Annotated in this window: 21 protein-coding genes and 2 pseudogenes; 17 read left to right on the top strand and 6 right to left on the bottom strand. The window is 72.4% G+C overall.

The window, feature by feature from the left end:
• Window positions 1–75: 75 nt before the first annotated feature.
• The 10 genes from ADK41_RS02915 to ADK41_RS02875 all read left to right on the top strand — a co-directional run bounded on the left by ADK41_RS02915 (window position 76) and on the right by ADK41_RS02875 (window position 9,160).
• Entirely contained in the window at window positions 76–723 is a 648-nt protein-coding gene (locus ADK41_RS02915; RefSeq protein ID WP_030823168.1) for a UbiX family flavin prenyltransferase, read from the top strand.
• Between the two features lie 69 nt (window positions 724–792).
• Complete coding sequence (locus ADK41_RS02910; protein WP_030823171.1) at window positions 793–1,251, top strand: Lrp/AsnC family transcriptional regulator; 459 nt, start codon at window positions 793–795, stop codon at window positions 1,249–1,251.
• A gap of 51 nt (window positions 1,252–1,302) precedes the next feature.
• On the top strand, window positions 1,303–2,466 hold the full coding sequence (gene mqnE / locus ADK41_RS02905; RefSeq protein WP_030823173.1) for an aminofutalosine synthase MqnE: 1,164 nt from the start codon (window positions 1,303–1,305) through the stop codon (window positions 2,464–2,466).
• Between the two features lie 194 nt (window positions 2,467–2,660).
• Window positions 2,661–3,185 (top strand): GNAT family N-acetyltransferase, encoded by a 525-nt coding sequence (locus ADK41_RS02900; protein WP_030823176.1) that lies wholly within the window; start codon window positions 2,661–2,663, stop codon window positions 3,183–3,185.
• 99 nt (window positions 3,186–3,284) lie between these two features.
• Window positions 3,285–3,590, top strand: coding sequence for a DUF4229 domain-containing protein (locus ADK41_RS02895; protein ID WP_030823179.1), 306 nt, complete (start codon window positions 3,285–3,287; stop codon window positions 3,588–3,590).
• Window positions 3,591–3,741: 151 nt separating this feature from the next.
• Window positions 3,742–3,843 carry a putative leader peptide gene (locus ADK41_RS44020; RefSeq protein ID WP_311709939.1) on the top strand — a complete coding sequence of 34 codons (102 nt, stop codon included), beginning with the start codon at window positions 3,742–3,744 and terminating at the stop codon, window positions 3,841–3,843.
• Window positions 3,844–3,906: 63 nt separating this feature from the next.
• On the top strand, window positions 3,907–5,241 hold the full coding sequence (locus ADK41_RS02890) for a dicarboxylate/amino acid:cation symporter (protein WP_030823182.1): 1,335 nt from the start codon (window positions 3,907–3,909) through the stop codon (window positions 5,239–5,241).
• A gap of 185 nt (window positions 5,242–5,426) precedes the next feature.
• Window positions 5,427–7,112 carry an SPFH domain-containing protein gene (locus tag ADK41_RS02885; protein ID WP_051843060.1) on the top strand — a complete coding sequence of 562 codons (1,686 nt, stop codon included), beginning with the start codon at window positions 5,427–5,429 and terminating at the stop codon, window positions 7,110–7,112.
• A complete protein-coding gene (locus tag ADK41_RS02880) occupies window positions 7,109–8,434 on the top strand; it encodes an SPFH domain-containing protein (RefSeq protein ID WP_037803773.1) in 1,326 nt (441 codons plus the stop codon). Before ADK41_RS02885 ends, ADK41_RS02880 begins: the two co-directional genes overlap by 4 nt.
• A gap of 24 nt (window positions 8,435–8,458) precedes the next feature.
• A complete protein-coding gene (locus tag ADK41_RS02875) occupies window positions 8,459–9,160 on the top strand; it encodes a TetR/AcrR family transcriptional regulator (protein ID WP_030823191.1) in 702 nt (233 codons plus the stop codon).
• Here the strand turns inward: ADK41_RS02875 and ADK41_RS02870 are convergent.
• Complete coding sequence (locus ADK41_RS02870; RefSeq protein ID WP_030823194.1) at window positions 9,130–9,984, bottom strand: MaoC family dehydratase; 855 nt, start codon at window positions 9,982–9,984, stop codon at window positions 9,130–9,132. The genes ADK41_RS02875 and ADK41_RS02870 overlap by 31 nt on opposite strands.
• Before the next feature lie 7 nt (window positions 9,985–9,991).
• Window positions 9,992–11,296 (bottom strand): 3-oxoacyl-ACP reductase, encoded by a 1,305-nt coding sequence (locus tag ADK41_RS02865; protein ID WP_030823197.1) that lies wholly within the window; start codon window positions 11,294–11,296, stop codon window positions 9,992–9,994.
• A 100-nt stretch (window positions 11,297–11,396) separates the two neighbouring features.
• Between ADK41_RS02865 and ADK41_RS02860 the strand changes: the two genes are divergently transcribed.
• Window positions 11,397–12,683, top strand: coding sequence for an acetyl-CoA C-acetyltransferase (locus ADK41_RS02860; protein ID WP_030823199.1), 1,287 nt, complete (start codon window positions 11,397–11,399; stop codon window positions 12,681–12,683).
• A gap of 207 nt (window positions 12,684–12,890) precedes the next feature.
• Window positions 12,891–14,810, top strand: coding sequence for an AMP-dependent synthetase/ligase (locus tag ADK41_RS02855; protein WP_030823202.1), 1,920 nt, complete (start codon window positions 12,891–12,893; stop codon window positions 14,808–14,810).
• Between the two features lies 1 nt (window position 14,811).
• Here the strand turns inward: ADK41_RS02855 and ADK41_RS02850 are convergent, their stop codons facing one another.
• Window positions 14,812–15,465 carry a class I SAM-dependent methyltransferase gene (locus ADK41_RS02850; protein ID WP_030823205.1) on the bottom strand — a complete coding sequence of 218 codons (654 nt, stop codon included), beginning with the start codon at window positions 15,463–15,465 and terminating at the stop codon, window positions 14,812–14,814.
• Between the two features lie 423 nt (window positions 15,466–15,888).
• The gene (locus tag ADK41_RS02845; RefSeq protein WP_003992177.1) at window positions 15,889–16,092 is read right to left on the bottom strand and encodes a cold-shock protein; all 204 of its coding nucleotides are present in this window, start codon (window positions 16,090–16,092) and stop codon (window positions 15,889–15,891) included.
• 309 nt (window positions 16,093–16,401) lie between these two features.
• Between ADK41_RS02845 and ADK41_RS02840 the strand changes: the two genes are divergently transcribed.
• From ADK41_RS02840 to ADK41_RS02825, 4 genes are all read left to right on the top strand, one after another.
• Entirely contained in the window at window positions 16,402–17,250 is an 849-nt protein-coding gene (locus ADK41_RS02840) for a menaquinone biosynthetic enzyme MqnA/MqnD family protein (protein ID WP_030823208.1), read from the top strand.
• Window positions 17,251–17,391: 141 nt separating this feature from the next.
• Window positions 17,392–17,952 carry a hypothetical protein gene (locus tag ADK41_RS02835; RefSeq protein WP_030823211.1) on the top strand — a complete coding sequence of 187 codons (561 nt, stop codon included), beginning with the start codon at window positions 17,392–17,394 and terminating at the stop codon, window positions 17,950–17,952.
• 119 nt (window positions 17,953–18,071) lie between these two features.
• Complete coding sequence (locus ADK41_RS02830) at window positions 18,072–20,408, top strand: protein kinase domain-containing protein (RefSeq protein WP_030823214.1); 2,337 nt, start codon at window positions 18,072–18,074, stop codon at window positions 20,406–20,408.
• A 385-nt stretch (window positions 20,409–20,793) separates the two neighbouring features.
• The gene (locus ADK41_RS02825; RefSeq protein ID WP_030823217.1) at window positions 20,794–21,021 is read left to right on the top strand and encodes a hypothetical protein; all 228 of its coding nucleotides are present in this window, start codon (window positions 20,794–20,796) and stop codon (window positions 21,019–21,021) included.
• Between the two features lie 54 nt (window positions 21,022–21,075).
• Here ADK41_RS02825 and ADK41_RS38655 read toward each other — a convergent pair whose 3' ends face one another.
• A complete protein-coding gene (locus ADK41_RS38655; RefSeq protein WP_078661865.1) occupies window positions 21,076–21,285 on the bottom strand; it encodes a DUF397 domain-containing protein in 210 nt (69 codons plus the stop codon).
• Between the two features lie 6 nt (window positions 21,286–21,291).
• Window positions 21,292–21,417: pseudogene (locus ADK41_RS42725) on the bottom strand (transcriptional regulator); the annotation flags it as partial.
• A 4-nt stretch (window positions 21,418–21,421) separates the two neighbouring features.
• On the opposite strand from ADK41_RS42725, the pseudogene ADK41_RS02820 reads away from it, so the two are divergent.
• Window positions 21,422–21,763: pseudogene (locus ADK41_RS02820) on the top strand (ATP-binding protein); the annotation flags it as partial.
• Between the last annotated feature and the right edge of the window lie 97 nt (window positions 21,764–21,860).

The raw sequence follows: 21,860 nt of genomic DNA, 5'->3' as shown, positions 1-21,860 counted from the left end.
CCGTCCGTGGTCCGCACCCGCCCCCGGTAGGCTCAAGATGTGAACGCAGGAGAAACGCGGCGCAAGCCTTGGATCGTGGGGGTCTCGGGGGCGTCCGGGACGCCCTACGCAGCCGCTGTGCTGCGTGCGCTGCTGACGGCGGGGGAGAGCGTCGACCTCGTCGTGAGCCGGGCCTCGCGGCTCACCCTGCTGGACGAGACCGGTATCGCCTTCCGGGACGCGCACTGGCGGGACGACCTGCGGGAATGGCTGTCCCGGGGTGCGGACGGCAAGCCGGACACGTTCACCGTCGACCTCGACCTCGACCTCGACGGCGTACGGCACTGGGCCGCCGGTGACCTCGCGGCCGGGCCGTCCTCGGGGTCGTACCCGAGCAAGGGCATGCTGATCGTGCCCGCCTCCACGGCCTGTGTGGCCGGGGTGGCGCTCGGACTGTCCAAGGACCTGTTGCAGCGTTCGGCGAGCGTCACCCTGAAGGAGGGACGCCCCCTGGTCGTGGCCGTACGGGAGACCCCGCTGAACGGCCAGACGCTGCGGCACCTGGTGACGCTGGACGACGCGGGCGCGGCCGTGGTGCCCGCCTCGCCGGCCTTCTACGCGGGCGCGACGCACATCCAGGACCTGGTGGACTTCGTCGCCGGACGCGTACTCGACGCGGCGGGCGTCGAGCACCGCCTCTACCGCCGCTGGAAGGGCGAACTCGGCGGCGGATCCCGCCCCTGACCGAGCACCTCCGCAACACCTCGGCACGTGCAGAACCCTCAGACCTCTTCAGTGGAAGGCTTCGATTCGATGGACGCGGTGGACAGGCAGCTCATCCAGGCCCTCAGGGAGAACGGCCGGGCCTCCTACGCGGAGCTGGGGCGCCTCGTCGGCCTGTCGGGACCCAGCGTCACCGACCGCATCAACCGGCTGGAGGCGGCCGGCGTCATCACCGGCTACCGGGCCACCGTGGACGCCGCCTCGCTGGGCCTCGGCGTCGCCGCCCTGATCGGCGTCTCGCTCTCCGACGCCGCCGACCACGAGGACGTGGCGCAGCGGCTGAAGGACCTGCAGGAGATCGAGGACTGCTGGTTCATCGCCGGCGACGACTCCTTCATGCTCAAGGTCCGGGCGACCGACGTGGACGGCCTGGAGAAGATCATCCGCCGGCTGTCCGGCACCAAGGGCGTCTCCCGGACCCGTACCACCATCGTGCTCTCCACCAAGTGGGAGAACCGCGTCGGTGAGCTGCCCGAAGAGACGGAGTGATCGGGGCGTACGGTTGACCGGGTCTGTCTGCAGAGGGAAAGAGGGATCGGCATGGACGTCGGGCTCAAGCGCGAGCTGGAGGAGAAGGTCCGGGCGGGCGAACGCCTGACCCGTGAGGACGGCATCGCGCTGTACGAGTCGGACGACCTGGCCTGGCTGGGCGGGCTGGCGCACGAGATGCGCACGAAGCTGAACGGCGACGTCGTGCACTTCAACGTCAACCGCCACCTCAACATGACGAACGTGTGCACCGCCTCCTGCGCCTACTGCTCCTTCCAGCGCAAGCCGGGGGAGAAGGACGCGTACACGATGCGCATCGAGGAGGCGGTGAAGCTCGCCAAGGCGATGGAGTCGGAGAACCTGACCGAACTGCACATCGTCAACGGACTGCACCCCAATCTGCCGTGGCGCTACTACCCGCGCTCGCTGCGGGAGCTGAAGGCGGCGCTGCCCGACGTCTCGCTGAAGGCGTTCACGGCCACCGAGATCCACCACTTCGAGACCATCTCCGGGATGTCCGCCTCCGAGATCCTCGACGAGCTGATCGACGCGGGCCTCGAGTCGCTGACCGGCGGCGGCGCCGAGATCTTCGACTGGGAGGTGCGGCAGCACATCGTCGACCACCGGACGCACTGGGAGGACTGGTCGAGGATCCACCGGCTGGCGCACGAGAAGGGGCTCAAGACCCCGTGCACCATGCTGTACGGGCACATCGAGGAGCCCCGCCACCGCGTGGACCACGTGCTGCGGCTGCGTGAACTCCAGGACGAGACCGGAGGGTTCCAGGTCTTCATCCCGCTGCGCTACCAGCACGACTTCGTGGACATGAAGGACGGCAAGGTACGCAACCGGCTCCAGGCGCAAACGCAGATGGCGACCGGCGCGGAGGCGCTGAAGACGTTCGCGGTGTCGCGGCTGCTGTTCGACAACGTGCCGCACGTCAAGGTGTTCTGGGTGATGCACGGCGTGCAGACGGCGCAGCTGGCGCTGCAGCACGGGGCGGACGACATGGACGGGTCGGTGGTCGAGTACAAGATCACGCACGACGCGGACAACTACGGCACGCCGAACAAGCTGACCCGTGAGGACCTGCTGGACCTGATCCGCGACGCCGGGTTCCGGCCGGTGGAACGGAACACGCGCTACGAGATCATCCGGGAGTACGAGGGTCCCGACCCGGCGCGGCGGGAGTCCCCCCAGCCGATGCGCGTGTGAGGTGAAGGGGGCTCCGCCCCTTCGGACCCCGCCAGGGGCCGGGAGCCCCCTGGACCTCCGGCCTCCGCCCGCCCACCACCCGGCTCGGTCCCCGGCGGTGCCGCGGGCGGACGGCAGGAACACGGCGCGCCGCGGGCCGGGGTACGGCCCGGAAGCAGCCGGGCAAGCGCCGAGGTAATGGCTAGTATCCATACATGCCCCTTACCTTCACCTTCGACCCGGCCGTCACCCCCGAACTCCGCGACGGCGTCCTCGACCTGTGGGCCGACGTCACCAACGCCGGCGGAGCGGTCGGGTTCGTGCCGCCCGTGACGCGGGAGGACATCCGCCCCCAGCTGGTACGGCAGTTCGTGTCGATGGCGGAGGAGCGCTCCCGCCTCCTCGTCGGGCACGACGAGGAGGGCAGGGTGGCCGCGACGGCGTTCCTCACCTTCAACACCCATCACCTGATGACCCACTGGATCTGGCTCTACACGGTGATGGTCCACCCCCGCCACCAGGGCCGCGGTTACGGCCGCGACCTGCTGGCCGCCGCCGAGCGGGCCGCCCGCACCCTCGACGGCGTCGAGGCGATCCGGCTCACCTGCCGCGGCGGTCTCGGCCTGGAACACTTCTACGCCTCCTGCGGCTACAAGGAGGTCGGCCGGGTCCCGGACGCCATCCGCGTGGCCCCCGGCGACGACCGCGACGACGTCGTCATGCTGCTGCCGCTGACCTGAGGCCTCCGTACCCCGCTGAAGGATCCCCGCCCGGTCGTGCTTCACTGGACGTCGTCCCTTGGGGACGTATCTGACCGTACGCAGGGAAGAGTGGATGAGATGCTCCGCTACACGCTGATGCGCCTCGGGATCTTCGTGGGCTGCCTCGTGGTCGTCTGGGGCCTCGTTCACTCCGGCCTCGCCCCGCGCGGCCTCGGTGACTCCAACGGGCTGTGGATCGTCCTCCTCGCCCTGGTGATCTCGGCCCCGATCAGCCTCGTCGTGCTCCGCAAGCAGCGGGACCAGGCCTCCGAGCGGATCGTGCAGCGGGTGAACCGGGCCAAGGCCGGCCTGGAGGCCAACCGCGCCCAGGAGGACGCGGCCGACGAGACCGCCCGCACGCGGGCGCAGGAGCAGACCTCGTAACGTCCGTCACATCCGCGCACCGCACTCGGGCGCCCCGGTTTCCGAACTGACCCGGAAACCGGGGCGCTTTGCGTTGCACGGACACCCCCGGCCTTCCGCCTCTCAAAGCAAGGCTTTGAGGATCCCAAAGTTCAGGTGTTACGGTCTTCGGGTGAAGTCAGCAGCCGTGTTCCCCACGCCCCGGAGTGTTCCGCTCGTGGCGCGCCTGCACGTGGACCTCTGCCGGGTCACCGCCGCGAACTGTCGTCCCTGACGTTCCGCGCCATCCGAGTCCCACGTCACCTTTCCTCACGCGTCCCCTCACCGGAGCTTTTTCGTGTCCACGAACACGCAGTTCAGGCGGCCCGTACTGTCCGTACGCGCGCCCTTCTGGGTCCAGATACTCGCCGGCCTCTTCCTGGGCGTCCTGCTCGGCTGGCTCGCCCGCAGCCAGGACGTCTCCTGGCTCGTCACCACCCTGGAGAAGGTCGGCGGCACCTTCATCGGCCTGCTGAAGCTGGCCGTCGCCCCGCTCGTCTTCTTCGCGATCCTGGTCTCCATCACCAACCTGCGGAAGGTCAACAACGCGGCCCGGCTGGCCTCGCGCACCCTCCTCTGGTTCATGATCACCTCGCTGATCGCGGTGGCGATCGGCCTGGCCATCGGCCTGGTCACCAACCCGGGCGCGGGCACCGGTCTCACCCCGGCGGACGGCGCCGCGCCGGAGAAGACCGGCTCCTGGATCGACTTCCTCACCGGCATCGTGCCGACCGACGTCATCACGCCGTTCACCGAGCTGAACGTGCTCCAGATCGTCTTCATGGCCGCCGTCGCCGGCATCGCCGCCCTCCAGCTCGGCGAGAAGGCCCAGCCGATCCTCACCCTGAGCGAGTCCGTCCTCGAACTCCTCCAGAAGGCCCTGTGGTGGGTCATCCGCCTCGCCCCGCTCGGCACCGTCGGCCTCATCGGCAACGCCATCGCCACCTACGGCTGGGACCTGATCGGCAAGTACGCCACCTTCACCGCCGACATCTACGTCGGCTGCCTCATCGTCCTCTTCGGCGTCTACCCGGCGCTGCTGGCGACCGTCGGCAAGGTCGGCCCGGTGCAGTTCTTCAAGGGCGCCTGGCCCGCGATCCAGCTGGCCTTCGTCTCCCGCTCCTCCGTCGGCACCATGCCGCTGACCCAGAAGGTCACCGAGCGCCTCGGCGTGCCCAAGGAGTACGCGAGCTTCGCCGTCCCGTTCGGCGCGACCACGAAGATGGACGGCTGCGCCGCGATCTACCCGGCCATCGCCGCGATCTTCGTCGCCCAGATCTTCGACATCCCGCTCGGTGTCGGCGACTACCTGCTGATCGCGTTCGTCTCGGTGGTGGGCTCCGCCGCCACGGCCGGCCTCACCGGCGCGACGGTCATGCTCACCCTCACCCTCTCCACCCTGGGCCTGCCCATGGAGGGCGTGGGCCTGCTGCTGGCCATCGACCCGATCCTGGACATGATCCGCACCGCGACGAACGTCGCCGGCCAGGCACTGATCCCGGTCATCGTCTCGGCGCGTGAGGGGCTGCTCGACCGGAAGGCGTACGACTCGGTCCACTCCTCCCCGGTCGACGAGGACCCGTCCGACGAGACCCCGGCCGACGAGCCCCGGCGGGTGCCCGCGGTGGCCTGACCGCCGTCAGACCCCGGACAGGGGGCGCTTTCCGGCAACCACCGACAGGTGACCGTTGCTGGGAGCGCCCCTTATCCCTGTCCGCCCGGTGGTGTGGGATCACCTGGACCACGTGCGTCGCATGACGCGCGTGGACCACGTCGATGATCCGGCAGGGATCAGCACCACATGCGAAGGGGGAGACCGTGGCACGCACGCGGGCGCAGAGTCTGCGCAACGTCGCCGAGGCGGTCGCGTCCGGCACCGATCCGCGCACGGCGGCCCAGGACGAACTGCGCCGCCGCACCGGAGGGGGCGGCGCGCCGTCCCGGAACACCGGGGAGGATCGCGACGGGCGTCAGGAGGCCGAGGGCGAGGGGATGGACCCGGCCGACTTCCCGGCGGCCCGGGAACAGGACGGGAGCTCCGTCGACACCGTCATGCGGCAGAAGACGGTGCCGCTGGACGAGGCGGGGGAGGCGCTGGGCCGCAGCGAGCAGCTGCGCGAGGACGGGAAGGTGGCGCACGCCATCTGCCCGATGGTGATGCCCAAGGGCCGCTCCCTGCTGTCCATGCTGCCGGTGCTGTCGCTGCTGGTGGTCGGCGCCGTGGGCGCCTCCGTCGTGTCGGCGACCGGTGGCGGCGGGCTCACGAACCCGCTGTTCGGAGTGCACTACTGGGTCGTCGTGCTGCTCGCCGTCGCGTTCGTGTGGTGGCGGCAGGGCCTGGTCATGGTGCCGGACGGCTGCCAGGCGATGATCACCCGGTTCGGCAAGCTGGAGAAGGTCGTCGGCCCCGGCCGGGTCACCCTGCTCAGCCCGTGGAAGCGGGTGTCGTACATCGTCAACACGACCCGTGAGTACCCGTTCAACGCGCCGGTGCGCGAGGCCCCGACCAAGGGCGGGGTGAAGGCGTCCATCGACCTGTTCATCCAGTTCCGGATCAGCGACCCGGTCGAGTTCGTCTACACCCTCGGCGCCGTGCGCGGGTTCGAGGAGAAGCTCGGCAACGCCGTCAGCGAGACCATCCGCAGCCTGATCTACGAGCAGGAGGCGTCCGGCATCTACGACATGGTCGGTGAGGACAGCGGCCGTCTGCTGGAGCAGCTCAACCAGCAGTTCCGGCCCGCGGTGGAGCTGACCAACGCCAACATCACGCACGCCGAGCCCTCGGACCGGCGCTACCGGATGGACCTGGCCGCCCCCGAGATGGTGCGCGTGGCCAAGGAGGCGTACACCCACGAGTACGCGCTCCAGCTGCGCAAGGAGCAGGACGAGGGCGACCTGACCCGGGAGCTCGCCTCCAGCCAGGAGACGCTCTCCGCGATCCAGGCCGACATCGCCCAGTACCAGGCGCAGATGGACACCGCCGTGGAGCGCGAGACCAACCGCGCCGAGGCGCTGGCCCGCCAGCGCTACGTGCAGGCCGAGTCGGAGGCCAAGGCCAACGCGGCGCTGCTGGAGGCGCAGGCCCTCGACATCCGCGCGGTGACCGCAGCGCAGGCGCCGGAGATCCTCGAGTACCGCTATCAGCAGCAGGTGCTCGACACCCTGGAGCAGGTCGCCGACCACCTGCCCCGGCTGGTGCGCGTCGGCGGCGTGGACGGCACCGGCGCGGCCGGGATCGACTTCCTCGAACTGGCCCGGGAGCTGATCGGCGAGCGCGGGGCCGAGCTGTTCACCGACGCGGACATGGCCGCCGTACGGGACCGGCTGGCGGAGGTGTCCGAGCGGATCGCCGCCCGCGAGGAGGAGATCGGCGCGCTGCTGGCGGCCGAGCGGCCGACGGTGCCGCAGGTGCCCGAGGGTGCCGGGGCGGGCGAGGCGCCCGTGTCCGCGGAGAGCGCCGGGTCGAGTGATGTGTCCGAGTCCGCCGAGGAGGCCCAGCAGTGAGCTCCGCCCGTACCCGCCGCCGTTCGGTCATCTCCGAGGCCGTCGCCCCCTGGAGCGACATCGCCCGGCTGCTGCGCGGCGGTGAGGCCGACACCCTCATTCCGGTGATCATCCCCCGCCACCGCCGCCGGCTGTGGTGGATGCTGCCGCTCTGGCTCGGCGCCTACGCCCTGCTGACGGGCGTGATGCTGACGCTGCGGGAGGCCGACTCCGACGGCGTGGCCGACCTCGCCCACGGCGCGCCGGCCACCGTCTCCTACGTCGCCGGCGTGGTGCTGCTGCTGATCGGTACGCTGTGGTGGTGGCGCTCCTCGATCGTCGAGATCGAGCAGGGCACCAACGGCGTGCTGACCCGCTACGGCGCCGTCGTGCGCACCCTGGACGCCGGCCGGCACTACCTGTGGCACCCCTGGTCGCGGGTCGACTTCGTCGTCGACACGGCCACCGAGATCCCCTACTCGGCGCCGGTCATGGCCTGCCCCACGCAGGAGAACGTGCCGCTGCGCGCGATCGAGTTCTTCCTGAAGTTCCGCATCACCGACGCCGTGCTGTTCGTCCGCACCATCGGCGCCGGCAACTTCGACCTGGTGCTGTCCAGCGCCGTGCAGGACGCGATCCGGCAGCGGGCCCGCCAGATGCGCACCGAGCGCGCCTACGACCTGCGCGGCTCGGACGTGGCCGACATGCAGGAACTGCTCAACCGGCAGCTGTCCGGCTACGGCGTGCGCATCACCGGCTGCAACATCCCCGACGTGCAGCTGCCGACGCAGTACCAGCACCACCTGGCCACCCGGGAGCGGATCGCCAAGGAGCGCACCGCCTACGAGCAGGAGTGGGGGCTGACCCGCAAGCGGCGCATCGACAGCCTGGGCATGGACATCGAGCGGGCCAAGAAGGTGCGCGACGCCCGGATCGTCGAGGTGAAGGCGGCGCTGAACCGGGCCCGCGAGGAGGTCGCCCAGCTGCTGGAGCGGCAGGAGACCGAGGCCCAGCGGGTGCGGTTCGAGATCGAGACGCGCGGTCGCAGCGGGCTCATCGCGGCCGAGAACGAGGCCCGCGCCCAGCGCGCCCTGGCCAAGGCCTACCGGGACAACCGGGCGGTGCTCCAGTACGAACTGGCCCGCAGGCGCCTCGAGGTGGGCGCGGGGCTGGCCGGGAAGGCCCCGCAGCCGGTGGTGGTGCGCACCGACGGCGGCACCGACACCTCGGCGCTGTCCACGCTGTTCACCGCGCAGCTGCTGCCCCGGCTGACGGCGGGCGACCGGCCCGTCCTCGGCGACCGGACGGGGCCGGGGGACGGCGGCGGCCGGGACCCGCGGTGAGGGACGGACCGTACGCTGTGTCCCATGGGTGCCGTGAAGACGAAGCGGATGCCGCGTGCGGTCCGTGAACAGCAGATGCTGGACGCCGCCGTGCGGACCTTCGGGCAACGGGGGTACACGGCCGCGTCGATGGACGAGATCGCCGAACTGGCGGGGGTCTCGAAGCCGTTGGTGTACCTGTACCTGAACTCCAAGGAGGACCTGTTCACCGCGTGCATCCGGCGGGAGGCGACGGCCCTCACCGAGGCGGTGCGCGCGGGCGCCCGCCCCGGTCTGCCGGCCGACCGCCAGCTCTGGTCGGGGCTGACGGCGTTCTTCACGCACACCGCCCGGCACCCGGACGGCTGGGCGGTGCTGCACCTCCAGGCCCGCACCCACGGCGAGGTCTTCGCCGCCGAGGTGGCCGTGATGCGCGCGGAGATCGTGGCGTTCGTGACGCAGCTCATCCTCGCCGCCGCCCGCGACGCCCACCGGGACCCTGACCTGCCCGAGCGTGAGGTCTCGGGGCTCGCGGAGGCCCTGGTCGGAGCCGCCGAGTCCCTCGCGGACTGGGCCAACGCCACGCCGGGCGTCACGGCCCGGCAGTCGGCGGCGACCCTGATGAACTTCGCCTGGGCGGGTCTCGGCGACCTGATGGCCGGCCGCCGCTGGATTCCGCCCGACGACTCCGGGCCCGACACCGGCGCCACCGGGGCTCAGACGGGGCGGACCTCCCCGGTCACGTGAGTCCGGCCGCGGTCGCCGCGCAGCGCGAAGCGCCCGCCCTCCGCGGCGTACGTCACCGTCCCCGGCAGCGGCACCGGCGCCCGGAAGTCCGCGCGGACCTCGACCGCGTCCGGGGTGCCGTGGGCGGCGAGGCAGCGGGCCACGGTCCACATGCCGTGCGCGATGGCGTGGGGGAAGCCGAAGAGCCGGGCGGTGAGCGGGTGCAGGTGGATCGGGTTGCGGTCGCCGGAGACGGCGCCGTAGCGCCGTCCGACGTCCCCGGCCAGGCGCCACTCCTCGACGGCGGGCAGGGCGGCGGGGTCCTCCCTCGCGTCGGCCGGGTGCGCGGAGGCGGTCCGGTGCCGGGCCAGGTACGTGCTCCGCGACTCCCACACGACGTCCCCGCCGTCCCTCATCTCGGTGACCACGGCGGCCTGGGTGCCGCGCCGGTGCGGGGCCAGCCCGTCGACGCGCACCGTCAGCCCGTACGCGCCCGTGGCCGCCGTCGTCCGGCGCCGGGTGATCCGCAGCGACGTGTGGACGAGGCCGAGCAGCGGGAGCGGGAAGCCCGGCCCGCTCATCAGCCGCATGGCGAGCGGGAAGCCCAGCACGTGCGGGTACGTCACCGGCAGCGCGTCCTCGCCGGTCGGGAAGCCGCACACCCGCTCGTAGGCGGCGAGCCGGGCGGCGTCGACGCGCAGCGCGGGCAGCACCAGCCGGGTGCGGGGGTGGGCGGCGTCGGGGCGCGGGCGCTTGAAGGGCGACAGCAGGGCGCCGCGGGCGAGGAGCGGCGCGAGGGCGGGGGGCGCGGAGAGTTCCACGGTGGGCGCGGGGGCGGACGTCATGGGGCGTTCACGCTCCCAGCAGGCTCTGGCCGCAGACCCGTACGACCTGGCCGTTCACCGCGCCGGAGGCCGGGTGGGCGAGCCAGGCGGTGGTCTCGGCGACGTCGGCGGGCAGGCCGCCCTGGGCGAGGGAGTTCATCCGGCGGCCCGCCTCGCGGATGAACAGCGGGACGGCGGCCGTCATCCTCGTCTCGATGAAGCCGGGCGCCACGGCGTTCACGGTCACCCCGTGTTCGGCGAGGGCGTGCGGTGCGAGGGCGCGGACCAGGCCGGTGACGCCCGCCTTGCTCGCCCCGTAGTTGGTCTGGCCGGCGTTCCCGGCGATGCCCGCGATGGACGCCGTGGCGACGATCCGCCCGCCCCGCTTCAGGGCCCCGGCGGCGAGCAGCGCGTCGGTGGTGCGCAGCACGCTCGCCAGGTTCACCTCCAGGACGGAACTCCAGCGCTCGGCGTCCATGTTGACCAGGCGGCGGTCCCGGGTGACGCCCGCGTTGTGGACGAGGACGTCGAGGCCGTCGGGGAGGGCGTCGGCGATGCGGGCGCCCGCGTCGGCGGCGGTGATGTCGAGGGGGAGCGCCCTCCCGCCGAGCCGTTCGGCGACGCGCCGGGTGTCCGCCTCGGCCTGCGGGACGTCCAGGACGACCACCCTGGCGCCGTCCCGGGCCAGGGTCTCGGCGACCGCCTCGCCGATGCCGCGCGCGGCGCCGGTCACCAGGGCGGTGCGGCCGGACAGGGGGCGCTCCGCGTCGTGGGGGACGGGGGCCGCGTGCCCGGCGACCTCGATCACCTGGCCGCTGACGTAGGCGGACTTGGGGGAGAGCAGGAAGCGGAGGGTGGACTCGGCGGCGGGGGCGTCGGTGAGGCGGACCAGGTTCACGGTGATGCCCCGGCCGGTCTCCTTGCCGAGGGAGCGGGTGAAGCCCTCCAGCGCCTGCTGGGCGGCGGCCCGGTGGTGGTCGGCGGGGTCGAGCGGGGCGCCGAGCACCACGATCCGGCCGCTCGCGGCGACCGACCGCACAACGGGGTGCAGGGCCGCGTGCACCTCGGCGAGCCCTTCGACGTCCCGTATCCCGCTCGCGTCCAGGACGACGGCGGCGGGCCGGCCGGTGTCGTCCGCGCCGGGGCCCGTGCGGGCGAGGACGGGGGCGAGGCCGAGGCCGGACGTCCCGGCCGTGAGGTGGAGCAGGCCGCCGTCCAGGTCCGGCCGCTCCGGTGACCAGCGCCGCAACGGCGCCGGCCGGGGAAGGCCCAGGCGGCGCGTGAGGAAGCGGCCGGGCGCGGTGCCGGTGAAGCTGAGATAGCGGTCGGCCATGGGGGGTTCCTCCGTGCTCGCCGTGCCTGCTCCGAACGTGCTTACTCTGGAGTAAGGTTACCGGAGGTAATCCTATGTCACCGGTGAGGAGCAGGTCGAGATGAGCACCCTGAAGCCGGCCGCCGTCCGGCGCGTCGCGGTCATCGGCGGCAGCCGCGTCCCCTTCGCCCGCTCCGACGGCCCCTACGCCACCGCCTCCAACCGGGAGATGCTCACCGCCGCGCTGGACGGCCTCGTCGAGCGGTACGGGCTGCGGGCGCCGGGCGCGGTGGGGGAGTTCGTCGCGGGGGCGGTCCTCAAGCACAGCCGCGACTTCAACCTCGCCCGCGAGACCGTCCTCGGCTCGGCGCTCGACCCCCGCACCCCCGCCTACGACATCCAGCAGGCCTGCGGCACCGGACTCCAGGCGGTCGTCGCCGCCGCCAACAAGATCGCCCTCGGCCAGACGGACGCCGCGATCGCCGGCGGCGCCGACACCGCGAGCGACGCGCCCCTCGGCGTCAACGACGACCTGCGCAAGCTGCTGCTCCGGGCACGGCGCGCGAAGTCGCCCGTCGCCCGCCTCAAGGCGCTGGCCAAGGTGCGCCCCGGCCACCTCGTCCCCGACATCCCGCGCAACGCCGAACCGCGCACGCACCTGTCCATGGGCGAGCACGCCGCGGTCACCGCACGCGCCTGGGGCATCACCCGCGAGGCCCAGGACGAACTGGCGGCGACCAGCCACCGGCGACTGGCGGCGGCGTACGAACGCGGCCTGCTGACGGACCTGGTGGTGCCCTTCCGGGGCCTGGACCGCGACCAGAACCTGCGGCCGGACTCGACGGTGGAGAGACTCGCCGCGCTGAAGCCGGTGTTCGGCCTCGACGCGCCCGGACCCACCATGACGGCGGGCAATTCGACTCCGCTCACCGACGGCGCGGCGCTGGTACTGCTCGCGAGCGAGGAGTGGGCGGCGGAGCGGGGCCTGGAACCCCTGGCCCACCTGACCGCGTACGAGACGGCCGCCGTGGACTTCGTGCACGGCGACGTCGCCGGCGGCGAGGACGGCCTGCTGATGGCGCCCGCGTACGCGGTCCCGCGCATGCTGGAGCGCGCCGGGCTCGGCATGGCGGACTTCGACCTGGTCGAGGTCCACGAGGCGTTCGCCTCCCAGGTGCTGGCCACGCTGGCCGCCTGGGAGAAGCGCGGCCTCGCGCCCGTCGACCGCTCGCGGCTGAACGTGGCGGGCTCGTCCCTGGCCACCGGCCACCCCTTCGCCGCCACCGGCGCCCGCATCGTGGCGACCCTGGCGAAACTCCTCGCCGAACGGGACGCCCCCGCACGCGGGCTGATCTCGATCTGCGCGGCGGGCGGACAGGGCGTGACGGCGATCCTGGAGCGTACGTGAGCGACCCTCACGCAACCTCCGACATTGCACACGCCCGGCCCGGGACCCTCCCCGTACCCGCACAGGCCTTCCACGCCGGAGCCGTACGATCCCGGCACGACCGGTGACGACTCCGCCTCCCGGGAGCCGCCGGTGAGCGCCTCGGCGTGCGGGGCACGTACGTCGTGGCATCACGCAGTCCCCCCTGCACGCCCCAGGAGCCGCCCCGTGTCCACCGCCTCTTCCTCCGCTCTCGACGACGACGTCCACGGAGCACCCGTCCTGGTCGAGCCGGAGATCCGGCGGCTGGACGGCGTCGTACGGGAAGCGTCCGTACCGCCGCTCGCCCGGCAGGTGCGGCACGGATCGCTCGCCGACCTGCCGTTCGAGAACGCGAACGCGGCGCCGGACGCGGTGGTGCTCAGCCGGAAGACGGCGGACGGCGGCTGGCGGGACATCACGGCGAAACGATTCGCCGCCGAGGTCCTGGCCGTCGCCAAGGGCCTGATCGCCGAGGGACTGGTGCCGGGCGACCGGATCGCCGTCATGGCCCGCACGGTCTACGAGTGGACCGTCCTCGACTTCGCCGCGTGGGCCGCCGGACTGGTCACCGTCCCGGTCTACCCCACCTCCTCCGTCTTCCAGGCCCGCTGGATCCTGCACGACTCCGGCGCGGTCGCCCTGGTCACGGAGACCGCGGGGCAGGCCGCCGCCCTCGGCCCCGAGCTCCCGCACCTTCCCGACCTGCGGCGGGTGTGGGTCATGGAGAAGGGCCACGTCGACGCCCTGGCGGAAGCCGGGGCGCACCTGCCGGACGCCGAGGTGGACGTGCGCCGCGGCGTGCTGGACCCCGACACCCTCGCCACCCTCGTCTACACCTCGGGCACCACCGGCCGCCCCAAGGGCTGCGCCCTCACCCACGGCAACTTCTTCGCCGAGGTGGACAACGCCATCGAGCTGCTCTACCCCGTCTTCAGGGCCCGGACCGGCGAAGAGGCCTCCGTCCTCCTCTTCCTGCCGATGTCCCACGTCTTCGGCCGGATGGTCGCCGTCGCCTGCGTACGCGCCCGGGTGCGCCTCGGCCACGCGCCGAGCCTGGCCGCCGAGGACCTGCTGCCCGACCTGGCGAGCTTCCGGCCCACCTGCCTGCTGGCCATCCCGTACATGCTGGAGAAGGTCTTCAACACCGCCCGCGCCCAGGCCGAGTCGGGCGGACGGCTCTCGGCCTTCGACCGCGCGGCCTCGGTGGCCGGCCGCTACGGCGAGGCCGTCGAGGCCCGCCGGGCGGGAACGGGCCCCGGCCCGTCCCGCTCCCTGAGGACGGCCCGCGCCTTCTACGACCCGCTGGTCTACCGCAGGATCCGCAACGCCATGGGCGGCAAGGTGCGGTACGCCATCTGCGGCGGCTCCCCGCTCGGCCCCCGCCTCGCCGCGTTCTACGCCGGCGCCGGCATCGAGATCTTCGAGGGCTACGGCCTGACGGAGACCACCGGCGCGTCGACGGTGACACCCCCGCTGAAACCCCGCCTGGGCACGGTGGGCTGGCCGCTGCCGGGGACCCGGATCCGTATCGCGGCGGACGGCGAGATCCTGGTCGGCGGCGGCCACGTGCTGCGCGGCTACTGGGACACCCGGGCGGGCGGAGTCGTGTCCGCCGCCCGCGACGGCTGGCTGCGCACCGGCGACCTCGGCGAGCTGGACGACGAGGGCTACCTGACCATCACGGGCCGCAAGAAGGAGCTGATCATCACCTCCGGCGGCAAGAGCGTCGCCCCGGCCCCGCTGGAGAACTGGCTCCGCGCGCACCCGTTGATCTCCCAGGTCATGGTGGTCGGCGACAACCGCCCCTACGTCTGTGCCCTGATCACCCTCGACCCCGCCGGCCTCACCCACTGGCGCCGGATGAACGGCAGGCACCCGGTTCCACCGGAGCTCGTCCTCGACGACGAGGAGCTGTACGCGATCCTGCGGCGCGCGATCGACGAGGCCAACAAGATGCTCTCCCGCCCGGAGTCGATCCGCCGCTTCACCGTCCTCCCGGTGGACTTCACCGAGGAGGCGGGCCATCTGACCCCGTCGATGAAGCTGCGCAGGGAGGAGATCCTGCGGGACTTCGCGGCGGAGGTGGAGGGGCTGTACGGCGGGTAGGTCACCGCGTGGCGCGGGCGATCAGGAGCGCCTGGGGGGTCGACTCGCCCTGGTCGGTGTCGGCCGCGCGCACCGTCTGCTGGACGAGGGTGAAACCGGCCGCCTCCAGGAGCGGGGCGATGCGTCCGGGCCGCATGCGCCGGAAGTCGAGGGTGACCGGGTGACCCCAGGGGTGCTCGTGGCGGCGGGGCTCGTCGCCGCACTGGAACGCGAGCAGCAGATGGCCCCCGGGCGCCAGGACCCGGCGGAACTCGGCGTAGAAGGAGGGCAGTTCGTCCTGCGGGGTGTGGATGGTGGAGTACCAGGAGACCACGCCGGCGAGGGCGCCGTCGGGCAGGTCCAGGTTCCGCATCGAGCCCTGCTCGAAGCGCAGACCGGGGTGCTCGCGGCGGGCGATCGCGAGCATCCCCTCCGACAGGTCGAGGCCGAGGACGGAGAGGCCGAGGGAGGCGAGGTGCGCGGTCACCGCTCCGGGGCCGCACCCCAGGTCGGCCACTCGGCCGCCCTCCCCGACCAGCTCGGCGAAACCGGCCAGCAGCGCCCGGTCCAGCGGTCTCACCACGAGCTGGTCGCGGAACCGGGCGGCGTAGTCCTCGGCGACGGCGTCGTAGAAGGTGCGGGTCGCGACTACGTGATCGGCTTCGGTGGCGGTCATGGGCGGTGACCCTACGCGTCTCCACTGACAGCCCGGCCCGTACGTGCCCGGCCCGCGGAGCCTCTGCCCTCGGCGGGCGCCCGTCGCCGGCGGCGCCACCCACGGGACCACCGCACCGGCGGACAGCGGTTCACTCGCCCGGGCCCGCGCCGCGCCGCTCCGAGCCGGTCGAACGCGCCGGGTGAAGGCAGGCCGCCGGAGAGGAAGGCGCCGGACTCGGACCGGAGGACCACACGCCGTATCGCGGTGAGGTGCGGCATTCGTGCGAGGCGCTGGAGCACGATATGCAATTCATGCTGATCATGTAGTACGTATGGGAAGAATTCGCCGGGAATTCAACGAGGTCCCGGAAGGGCAGGAGCCCCGTCGCCTGACGGCGCGGGGCTCCTTGGGTACTGCTGGTCGTTCCCGGATCGGCGAGGATCAGACCGGGGTGACGTTCTCCGCCTGCGGGCCCTTCGGACCCTGCGTGACGTCGAAGGACACCTGCTGGTTCTCCTCAAGGGAGCGGAAGCCGCTCGCGTTGATCGCGGAGTAGTGGACGAAGACGTCGGGGCCGCCGCCTTCCTGGGCGATGAAACCAAAGCCCTTTTCGGCGTTGAACCACTTCACGGTTCCGGTAGCCATAAGCCCTCCTTGGGCCCAAAGGGTTGCCCTGCTCCAGAACCAGCAAGTGTGAAGACCAATTCCGCACAAGTGCATCCGTCTGAGAACGACGAGAGCCCGCGGTCACATGCTCCGCAGGCTCTGTACTGCAAGGGAAACCAAACTGCAACTTGCGGAAGAGCCTAGCACGCGGGTACCCGAATGCAAGAGAGGTAAAGATCACGTCACCCGAATGTTTGAACACCTCGTCCGTCACGGGCATCCGATCGAACACGTGGGCGAGCGGGGGGTGAGGGCCGGGCCGCCGGGGGCGAGGGCTAGCCTCACGATGTGGACAATCCTCGCACCCGGCCGCGCGTCGGCCACATCCAGTTCCTGAACTGCCTGCCCCTGTACTGGGGGCTCGCGAGAACGGGCACGCTCCTCGACTTCGAGCTGACGAAGGACACCCCGGAAAAGCTCAGTGAGAAGCTGGTGCAGGGCGACCTCGACATCGGGCCCGTCACCCTCGTCGAGTTCCTCAAGCACGCGGACCGGCTCGTCGCCTTCCCCGACATCGCCGTCGGCTGCGACGGCGACGTGATGTCGTGCGTGATCGCCTCGCAGGTCCCGCTGGACCGGCTGGACGGAGCGCGGGTCGCCCTCGGGTCGACCTCCCGCACCTCCGTACGCCTCGCCCAGCTCCTCCTCGCCGAGCGGTACGGCGTACGGCCCGACTACTACACCTGCCCGCCCGATCTGGGCCTGATGATGCGGGAGGCCGAGGCGGCCGTCCTCATCGGGGACGCGGCCCTGCGCGCGAACATGCTCGACGGGCCCCGCTACGGGCTCGACGTGCACGACCTGGGCGCGCTGTGGAAGGAGTGGACGGGCCTGCCGTTCGTCTTCGCGGTGTGGGCGGTGCGCCGCGACTACCTGGAGCGCGAGCCGGTCATCACCCGCAAGGTGCACGAGGCCTTCCTCGCCTCCCGCAACCTCTCCCTGGAGGAGGTCGACAAGGTCGCCGAGCAGGCGGCCCGCTGGGAGGCCTTCGACGAGGCGACCCTGGCGCAGTACTTCACCACCCTCGACTTCAGCTTCGGCGCCCCGCAGCTGGAGGCGGTCGCCGAGTTCGCCCGCAGGGTCGGGCCGACGACGGGCTTCCCGGCGGACGTGAAGGTCGATCTGCTCCGGCCCTGAGGCCGCGGGCGGCCCCGCGCCGGCCGGCGCGGCGTCCGGGGTCTTCGGCCCGCCGCCCGCGATGCCGGGGACACAGCCGGGAACACGGGGGCCGGGCACGGCCGCCGTCCCCGGGCCCCGTGACGCGCCGCCCCCGCCCCCGTGACCCCGCACCCGCCCACCGAGCCGGTGGACCGGGGCGCCCCCGGGAAGCTGTCCGTCTCCTTCGCGGCCGCCTCCTCCCCCGGCCGCGGCGGCCGGGGCCGCCGCGTCAGCTGCACGGTCGCCCTCGCGGTGGCGGGCGCGCCGGCCGCGGTGACCGTCGGCTCCGTGTTCGTGCGCGACCGGCTGCCGGGCGACTCCGACGGCGCCGCCCGGTCCGACGGCGGGAGCTCGTCCGAAGCGCCGGCCGCCCCCCTCACCGTCCCCACCACCTACCTCGGCACGTTCCGGGTGACGCTCGAGCAGGCCGAGGTGGGCGAACGGATGGGTACCCTCCGGCACACGGACATCCTCGGCGGCGTCTGCGACGACGTCCTCACCCTGAAGCAGGTCACGGAGAAGCAGCTCGTCGCGACCTCCGTCGGCGCGGAGACCAACCGCGACGTCTGCAGCCGGGCCGCGCACACGGTCCGCCTCACCCCGGCCGGCGACGACCTCGTCCACGAGTCGGACAGCAGGGAATCGGGGGCGCCGAAGGCCCGGTTGTCCAAGATCGGGTGACCGCCTTCCGCCTGCTCCCGGCCACCGTCCGTCTCCTGACGCTCCTTTAGGGTGTCTGCTCGACGAACGCCACCGGGCGCGGCACGTGCCGCACGGGCATCACGACGGGGAAGGCCACCATGGAGACTCTGCAGCCGGACGACCCGCGCGAGTTGGGCGGTTACCGCCTGCTGCGACGACTCGGCGCCGGCGGCATGGGACGCGTCTACCTGGCGCGTTCGCCCGGCGGCCGCACCGTCGCCGTGAAGGTGGTCCGTCAGGACCTCGCGTCGGACGCCGACTTCCGGGCCCGTTTCCGGCATGAGGCGCAGATAGCCAAGGCGGTGTCCGGCCGCTACACCGCGCCGGTCGTGGACGCCGACCCGGAGGCGTCCCTGCCGTGGCTCGCGACGTCGTACGTGCTCGGCCCCGACCTCACGGACGTGGTCGCCGCGCACGGCGCGCTGCCGGAGCGCACCGTCCACGCCCTGGCCGCGGGTCTCGCCGCGGCGCTGCAGGAGGTGCACGCGGCGGGCCTGATCCACCGCGACCTCAAGCCGTCCAACGTGCTGCTGGCCGCCGACGGCCCCCGCGTCATCGACTTCGGCATCGCGCGGGCGGTCGACGGAAGCCGTATGACCCAGACAGGAGTCGTGGTCGGCTCGCCCGGCTACATGTCCCCGGAGCAGGCCCAGGGCAAGGACGTCGGCACGGCGGGCGACGTCTTCTCCCTGGGCGCGGTGCTCGCGTTCGCGGCGACCGGCCGGGGGGCCTTCGGAGACGGGGCCTCCTCGCACGCCGCGCTGCTGTACCAGGTCGTGCACGGCGAGCCCGACCTCACCGGCGTGCCGCAGTCGCTGCTGGGCCTGGTCCGCGCGTGTCTGATGAAGGACCCCGCCCAGCGCCCCACACCGGAGCAGATCGTGACGTCCCTCGCTCCGCGAGGCGTCGAGCCCGTCCTGACCGACTGGCTGCCGTCGGCGGTGGCGTCGACGATCGCGACGCACGCGGCGGGGATCCTCGACCTGGACGCCCCGGAACCGGCTCCGGCCGTGGCGTCCTTCGGCCCGGCGCCGACCATGACGGCGGGATCCGGCGCGGATGACCCGGCCCGGGCGTACGGCGATCACCCCGGCGGTGCGCCGGCCCCGGGGTACGGGAGCGCACCGACGCCGGGTCACGGCCCCGCCGCCCACGGAGGTGGTCCGGGCACGCCCCCGCCCGGCACGGTGCGGCTCGGCGGACCGGGCACCGGCGCCGTCCGGCCCCGTCGCCGGGTGCTCGGCCTGGCACTGGGCGCCGCCGGTGTCGCCGCGGTGGGCGGCGGAGCCGCCTGGTGGATCGCCCAGGACGGGGAGGACTCCCCTTCCACGACGGACGCTGCGGGCCGGGGCGGCTCGGCCGAACCAGCCGGGGAGCGGTTCACCACGCCGCCGCCCGGTGTGGCGCCCCAGCCCCTGTGGCACGAGTCGGCGGCGGAGGACAGCACCACCTCCCTCGTACCGCTGCTCACCCACGACGGCCTCCTGCTGATCAGCGGCGACCCGCTCGTCGCCTACGACGTGACGACGGGGAAGGCCCGCTGGTCGAAGAAGGAGGCGTGCCGGCCGGGGGAGCCCCTCCTCTTCCACGACGGCAAGGTGTTCCTGGCCGACGGAGGCTACGACGGAGTGCTCGTCGCCCTCGACGTGAAGACCGGTGAGGAGGTCTGGCGGAGCAGGCTGGGCACGTCCCTGAAGGTCGACTCCGCCATCGCCGCCGACGACGAGAACGTCTACGTCACGGCGAACGACTACGGCGAGTCCAGGAGCGCCACGGAGTACCGCACGGCCGTGGCCGCCGTCAGCCACACCACCGGCAGGAAGACGTGGCTGCAGCGACGGGACTGGGGCACCAAGGACTACGACGTCCAGGGCAGCGTCTCCGGCAAGCACCTGGTGTACGCCGACTCCCGTCGCAACCTCACGGTGCGGGACACCGCCACGGGCGCGCAGCTGTGGACCGAGAAGATCGGTGAGGACTGGACCTGGCAGCCCACGGTCGCCGGCGGTCTCGTCTTCCTGCCGGGCGACGAGCTGACGGCCCTCGACGCCGACACGGGCGAGACCCGCTGGACCCTGTCCTCCAACGGCCGCGGGGCCTTCAACAACCCGTCGGTGATCGACGGCGTGCTGTACGTCAGCGACCACGACGACGGCGTCTGGGCGGTGGACGTCAAGACCGGGAAGCGGACCTGGCTCTGCGACGACCTGGAGGCCAACGGACCGGAGACGTTCCTGCGCGTCGGCTCCTCCCTGTACGGGGCGACCGGCGGCCTGTCCGGCGGCGGCGTCGTCGCGCTGGAGGCCCGGACCGGCAAGGTCCGCTGGGTCTACGACGACAACGAGGACAACGGCGAACCGTGGCAGGTGGCCGTCTTCGGCAACCGGCTGCTGGTCACCCACGGACCCGAGATCTACGCACTGCCGGCCGTCTGACCGCCGGGCACCGGGACGAGGCGCCCGCCGTCGCGAAACATCCCTCGGACCCGCACACCGTTCACCGGGAGACCGCGCGGAACGCGGGGGATGCGGAGGAGCCGGGATCCGGGGGCGGGAAATCGCCCGGCCCTCCGGCTCACGGCGGCCGTTCGGTGTACGAACCGGCGGATGGAGTGAAGGCGTCGGCCCATTCCGTGACGGCACTTCCACACCGGTGAACTCGGTGACGCAGGGAGAGCGTCCGTCAACAGTGTGACAGTGGTGGACCGTTCACCGGCGTGCTTTGATCGGTGCGCGCGGCTCGCCGGTGATGGTCCCCGATTCCGGGCTTCCGACGAATTCCCCGCCGCTGCGATTCCCGACATGAACGGAAAGGCCAGCCATGACTTTCTCCCCGCAGGTGGAAACGGCCGAGATCTCCGACGCGGACCTGGACCACGTGTCCGGCGGCCAGGCGGTCTCCGCCGGTATCGACGCCGGCGCGGCCGTCGTCCTGGGCCACGGCTCCGTCGGCGTGGGCGTGTACGCCGAGGCGGGCCCTCTCTGCGTCTCCGCCGGCATCGGCGGCTCGGTGGGCCACGCGGGCGACGTGCGCACCACGATGCTCTGAGCGCCGTCTCCGACGTGAGCGGGGCCCCGGTCTGTTCGCAGACCGGGACCCCGCTCATTTGCCTCCGGTCTCTTCCCCACTGCCTGACTTGAGGTTTTCGACGAAGGCGTCGAAAACGGGGCCCGGGAAGGAGAGAGGGCCGTGGGCGGGGCGTTTGGAGTCGCGTATGGCTGTGCGGGTGGGGGAGCGGGATATTTCCACGCAGTTGTTGCCGTCGCCGCTTCCGGAGTGGGACGCCCTCTGCCGGCGTTCGGTTGTGGTCATGGTGCCTTACAGCTCCTTCGTCAGACGGTGGATGAAATCACGTGAGTGCGCAGGTTCGGGAGACGCGGACTCCACCATATGGAACAGCGTCCGAAGTGCGCCGAGTTGAGCTTCGGAGTCGAGGAAGACGGCACTCTGCCGCCGTACTCTCCGATTGATCCTTACGATGCACGGGCTGATCAGGCTCACGGACACGGCCGAGTTGCTGGCCACCGAGCTGGTCGCCAATTCCGTACGGCACAGGAAGGGGCCGGCAGCGTTGCGTGTGCGCTGGTCGGACGGCGTGCTGCGCATCGGCGCGTGGGACACGGACCCGGAACCGCCCGAGCCGCCGGGGCGCTGGGAGCAGCTCACCGAGGCGGAGGAGGGTCGGGGGATGGCCCTGGTGCGGGCCTGCGCGGATCTGTGGGGCCGGCAGCCCCACGCGAGGGACGGCAGCCGGGGCAAGTACGTGTGGTGTGACCTCGTCGCGATCTGACTCCTTGATCACACCGGCCAGGAGGGAGAGCTGATGGCGGCGATCCACTACTTCTTCCGGCACCCGGTGGCGGAGCAGGTGCGCGAGGAAGGCCGGG

The organism is Streptomyces caelestis, assembly GCF_001279005.1.
Taxonomy (GTDB): domain Bacteria; phylum Actinomycetota; class Actinomycetes; order Streptomycetales; family Streptomycetaceae; genus Streptomyces; species Streptomyces heliomycini.
Note: the sequence above shows the minus strand (reverse complement) of the source record. Positions and strands in the feature narration are given on the sequence as shown.

Bases quoted from the DNA above. Each gene is read 5' to 3' on its own strand.
- ADK41_RS02910 (WP_030823171.1), top strand. From the start codon at position 793: ATGGACGCGGTGGACAGGCAGCTCATCCAGGCCCTCAGGGAGAACGGC.
- mqnE (WP_030823173.1), top strand. From the start codon at position 1,303: ATGGACGTCGGGCTCAAGCGCGAGCTGGAGGAGAAGGTCCGGGCGGGC.
- ADK41_RS02900 (WP_030823176.1), top strand. From the start codon at position 2,661: ATGCCCCTTACCTTCACCTTCGACCCGGCCGTCACCCCCGAACTCCGC.
- ADK41_RS02895 (WP_030823179.1), top strand. From the start codon at position 3,285: ATGCTCCGCTACACGCTGATGCGCCTCGGGATCTTCGTGGGCTGCCTC.
- ADK41_RS02875 (WP_030823191.1), top strand. From the start codon at position 8,459: ATGGGTGCCGTGAAGACGAAGCGGATGCCGCGTGCGGTCCGTGAACAG.
- ADK41_RS02870 (WP_030823194.1), bottom strand. From the start codon at position 9,984: ATGACGTCCGCCCCCGCGCCCACCGTGGAACTCTCCGCGCCCCCCGCC.
- ADK41_RS02865 (WP_030823197.1), bottom strand. From the start codon at position 11,296: ATGGCCGACCGCTATCTCAGCTTCACCGGCACCGCGCCCGGCCGCTTC.
- ADK41_RS02860 (WP_030823199.1), top strand. From the start codon at position 11,397: ATGAGCACCCTGAAGCCGGCCGCCGTCCGGCGCGTCGCGGTCATCGGC.
- ADK41_RS02850 (WP_030823205.1), bottom strand. From the start codon at position 15,465: ATGACCGCCACCGAAGCCGATCACGTAGTCGCGACCCGCACCTTCTAC.
- ADK41_RS02845 (WP_003992177.1), bottom strand. From the start codon at position 16,092: ATGGCTACCGGAACCGTGAAGTGGTTCAACGCCGAAAAGGGCTTTGGT.
- ADK41_RS02830 (WP_030823214.1), top strand. From the start codon at position 18,072: ATGGAGACTCTGCAGCCGGACGACCCGCGCGAGTTGGGCGGTTACCGC.
- ADK41_RS02825 (WP_030823217.1), top strand. From the start codon at position 20,794: ATGACTTTCTCCCCGCAGGTGGAAACGGCCGAGATCTCCGACGCGGAC.
- ADK41_RS38655 (WP_078661865.1), bottom strand. From the start codon at position 21,285: ATGACCACAACCGAACGCCGGCAGAGGGCGTCCCACTCCGGAAGCGGC.